We start from the raw sequence: 4,031 nt of genomic DNA on the forward strand, positions 1-4,031 counted from the left end.
CTCCCCACAAGCTCGACGGATCTCGGGCAGGCCCGAGATCCGCTGGGGAGGAGGGCAGGGTGGCGCATCCCGCGAACGATGTGAATGCTCTAGCGCCGCCGGCGGGAGAGGGGGCGATCTCTCCGAACAACGCGCTCCGCTCATCCGACCCTCTGCGCGGGCCACCTTCCCCCGCAGAGGGGGAAGGGAGACGCGCCACACCTTCGAAACCCGCGCTTGAGGTTCTACCCCCGTCGTCTCACTCGACCCGGAGAAGCACGTGCTTCTTACGGCCGAAGGAGAGCTTCACCACCCCATCCTGGCCGAGATCGGCCAACGTCAGCACCGCCTTCTCGTCGCTGATCTGCACGTCGTTGACACGCAACCCGCCGCTCTTGATCTGGCGCCGCGCCTCGCTGGTGGAGGGGACGAGCCTGGCGTGGTCGGGACCGAAGGCCGAGAGTACGCCGAGACCGGCCTCCAGGACGGAGCGGGCGACGGTGACGCTCGGCAGGTCCTGCGCCACGGCGCCTTCCACGAAGGTCTTGCGCGCGGTCTCGGAAGCGGCGTCGGCCGCCTCGCGTCCGTGCATCAGGGCCGTCGCCTCGGTAGCGAGCACCTTCTTCGCCTCGTTGATCTCGGCGCCCTGCAGCGCCTGAAGCCGGGCGATCTCGTCCATCGGCAAAAGGGTGAACAGCTTGAGGAACCGCGCCACGTCGGCATCCTCGGTGTTGCGCCAGAACTGCCAGTAATCGTAGGGGCTCAGCATCCCGGCATCGAGCCAGACTGCGCCCGCCGCCGTCTTGCCCATCTTCGCGCCGGACGCCGTGGTGAGCAGCGGGCACGTCAGCCCGTAGAGCTGCGGCGTGCCCATGCGGCGGCCGAGATCGATGCCGTTGACGATGTTCCCCCACTGGTCCGATCCGCCCATCTGCAGCACGCAGCCGTAGCGGCGGTTGAGCTCGACGAAGTCGTAGGATTGCAGGATCATGTAGTTGAACTCCAGGAACGACAGTTCCTGGTCGCGCTCCAGGCGCATCCGCACGCTGTCCATGGACATCATGCGGTTGACCGAGAAGTGCCGGCCGATATCGCGCAGCATCTCGATGTAGTTGAGCTTGGTCAGCCACTCGGCGTTGTCGACCATGGTGGCAGAATTGCCGCCGCCACCGAAGGTCAGGAACCGCGAGAAGGTCTTCTGGATCCCGGCCTTGTTCTCCTCGATCTGCTCCAGCGTCAGGATCTTTCGCGACTCGTCCCGACCGGACGGGTCGCCGACCCGGGTGGTGCCGCCGCCCATCAGGGTGATCGGGGTGCCTCCCGTCGCCTGCAGCCAGTGCAGCATCATGATCGAGAGCAGATGCCCCACATGGAGCGAGGCCGCCGTGCAATCGTAGCCGACATAGGTCGTCAGTCGGCCTTCCAGGGCCGCCGCGTCGATTCCGGCGAGGTCCGATCCCTGGTGGATGTAGCCGCGCTCGGACAGAACCCGCAGGAAGTCGGATTTCGGCGCGAAGGTCTCGGGCTGGTTCGGCGTGGCGGTGGACATGCGGGGTTCCGGATTCGACTGGTCGCGGCGCGGGACAGGAGAAACGCCGGCGTGATAGCAGCAGGTCAAGTGATGCGCGGCTCTTAGCAGGGCTCACCGCGGAAGGCACGGGGCGTAAACGGCATGACCATGATGCGGGCGATCGGCCTGATGAGCGGCACCTCCCTCGACGGCGTCGACGTGGCGCTGATCGAGACCGACGGCGAGGACGTGAAGGTGGTCCGCAGCCATAACGGCTATCTCGAACCCCTCGGCCCCACCGGCTATCGCGGCTACACCGATGAGGATCGCGAGTTGCTCCGCCGGGCGCTGTCCGATTCCGAAGCGGTGGTCGCCCGCGAGGATCGGCCCGGCTGCCTCGCGGAGGCGGAGGCCTTCGTCACCGCGGCCCATGCGGAGGCGGTGGAGGCCTTCCTCTCCGCGAACGGCCTGAGCGCCAGCGATATCGACGTGATCGGCTTCCACGGCCAGACCGTGGTCCATCGCCCCGATCAGCGCATGAGCGTGCAGATCGGCGATGGCGCCGCGCTGAGCCGCCGTCTCGGGATTCCGGTGGTGTCGGACCTGCGTCACGCGGACATCGCCGCGGGAGGGCAGGGGGCGCCGCTGGTGCCGGTCTTCCACAAGGCGCTGGCCAAGGCCGCCGGGTTCGAGGGTGCGCTCGGCATCCTCAATATCGGCGGGGTCGCCAATGCCACTCTCATCGCCTCCAACGGCGACGTGATCGCCTTCGACACCGGCCCCGGGAATGCCCTCATCGATGACTGGATGCGCGAGCGCACCGGCCGGCCCCTGGACGATGGCGGGCGCACGGCGGCGCGGGGACGGCCGGACGAGCCGCTCCTCGCCTGGCTCCTGACCCATCCGTTCTTCTTCCGCCGGCCGCCGAAATCGCTGGACCGCAACTGGTTCTCGCACAAGCTCGCCGGTCAGCTTTCCACCGAGGACGGGGCGGCGACGCTCACCGCCTTCACCGCCCGCGCCGTGGCACGCGCCCTCGACCACGCGCCGGAGATCCCCACGCGCTGGATCGTCGCCGGCGGCGGCGCCCGCAACGGTGAGCTGGTGCGGCTCCTGAACTACCACCTGCGCACCGAGATCACGACGGCGGACGCCATCGGCTGGTCATCGGCCTATCTCGAAGCCCAGGCCTTCGCGCATCTCGCCGTGCGCTCGCTGAAGGGCCTGCCGATCACCTTCCCGTCGACCACGGGCGTTCGCGAGGCGATGACCGGCGGGGTGCTGGCGCGGCCGGAGGCATGAGCCCGGCGCTTTGCCCTCAGCCGAAACCCGCGCTAGAGCGTCTCCCACCATGTCGCACAACACTTTCGGCCATCTCTTCCGCGTGACCACCTTCGGCGAGAGCCACGGGGTGGCCCTCGGCTGCGTGGTGGACGGGTGCCCGCCCGGGATTGCCATCGAGGCGGCGGACATCCAGGCGGAGCTTGACCGGCGCAAGCCCGGCCAGTCGCGCTTCACGACCCAGCGCCGCGAGCCCGACCAGGTCCGCATCCTGTCGGGCGTCTTCGCCGACGACCGCACCGGCGGCGTCCAGCTGACAACCGGCACGCCGATCGCCCTGGAAATCGAGAACACCGACCAGCGCTCGAAGGATTACTCCGAGATCCGCGACAGCTATCGGCCGGGCCACGCCGACTACGCCTACGACGCCAAATACGGTATCCGCGATTATCGGGGAGGCGGGCGCTCGTCGGCCCGCGAGACCGCCGCCCGCGTGGCGGCCGGGGCCATCGCGCGGCGGGTCCTGCCGGCCGACATCGTCATCCGGGCCGCGCTGGTGCAGATGGGACCGCATGCGGTCGACCGGTCGCGGTGGGATTGGGACGAGGTGGCCCGCAACCCGTTCTTCTGCCCCGATGCCGAGACGGCCAAATTCTACGAAGAGTATCTCGACGGTATCCGCAAGGACGGCTCGTCCATCGGCGCCGTCATCGAAGTGGTCGCCGAAGGCGTGCCGCCGGGCCTCGGAGCGCCGATCTACGGCAAGCTCGACGCGGATCTCGCTGCCGCGATGATGTCGATCAACGCGGTGAAGGGCGTCGAGATCGGCGACGGCTTCGCCTCGGCGGCTTTGCGCGGCGAGGAGAATGCCGACGAGATGCGCTCCGGCAATGCCGGCGCGCCGACCTTCCTCGCCAACCATGCGGGCGGCGTCCTCGGCGGCATCTCCACCGGCCAGCCGCTGATCTGCCGCTTCGCGGTGAAGCCAACCTCCTCGATCCTGACGCCGCGCATGAGCGTGACGACCAACAATCGTGACGTCGACCTCGTCACCAAGGGCCGCCACGACCCCTGCGTCGGTATCCGCGCCGTTCCCGTCGCCGAGGCGATGATGGCATGCGTGCTCGCCGATCACTATCTGCGTCACCGGGGGCAGGTCGGGACGCGCGATCGGGAGTGATCGCATCATGCGCAACGGCACGCCCTCCCCCCTTGTGGAGAGGGGCGGGGGTGGTGCCGGATATGGTGTGATCTTTCCGCC

Annotated in this window: 3 protein-coding genes; 2 read left to right on the top strand and 1 reads right to left on the bottom strand. The window is 68.7% G+C overall.

Translation table 11 applies throughout. From position 1 onward, the window contains the following. Window positions 1–238: 238 nt before the first annotated feature. Window positions 239–1,528 carry a tyrosine--tRNA ligase gene (gene tyrS / locus MBTS_RS20855; protein ID WP_056146454.1) on the bottom strand — a complete coding sequence of 430 codons (1,290 nt, stop codon included), beginning with the start codon at window positions 1,526–1,528 and terminating at the stop codon, window positions 239–241. Window positions 1,529–1,651: 123 nt separating this feature from the next. On the opposite strand from tyrS, the gene MBTS_RS20860 reads away from it, so the two are divergent. Together MBTS_RS20860 and aroC are read left to right on the top strand one after the other, a co-directional pair. Beyond that, complete coding sequence (locus tag MBTS_RS20860) at window positions 1,652–2,791, top strand: anhydro-N-acetylmuramic acid kinase (protein ID WP_192216387.1); 1,140 nt, start codon at window positions 1,652–1,654, stop codon at window positions 2,789–2,791. Window positions 2,792–2,840: 49 nt separating this feature from the next. Continuing rightward, the gene (aroC, locus tag MBTS_RS20865; RefSeq protein WP_056146456.1) at window positions 2,841–3,950 is read left to right on the top strand and encodes a chorismate synthase; all 1,110 of its coding nucleotides are present in this window, start codon (window positions 2,841–2,843) and stop codon (window positions 3,948–3,950) included. The last annotated feature ends 81 nt before the right edge of the window (window positions 3,951–4,031 follow it).

The sequence above is a fragment of the Methylobacterium bullatum genome, assembly GCF_014845095.1.
GTDB lineage: Bacteria > Pseudomonadota > Alphaproteobacteria > Rhizobiales > Beijerinckiaceae > Methylobacterium > Methylobacterium bullatum.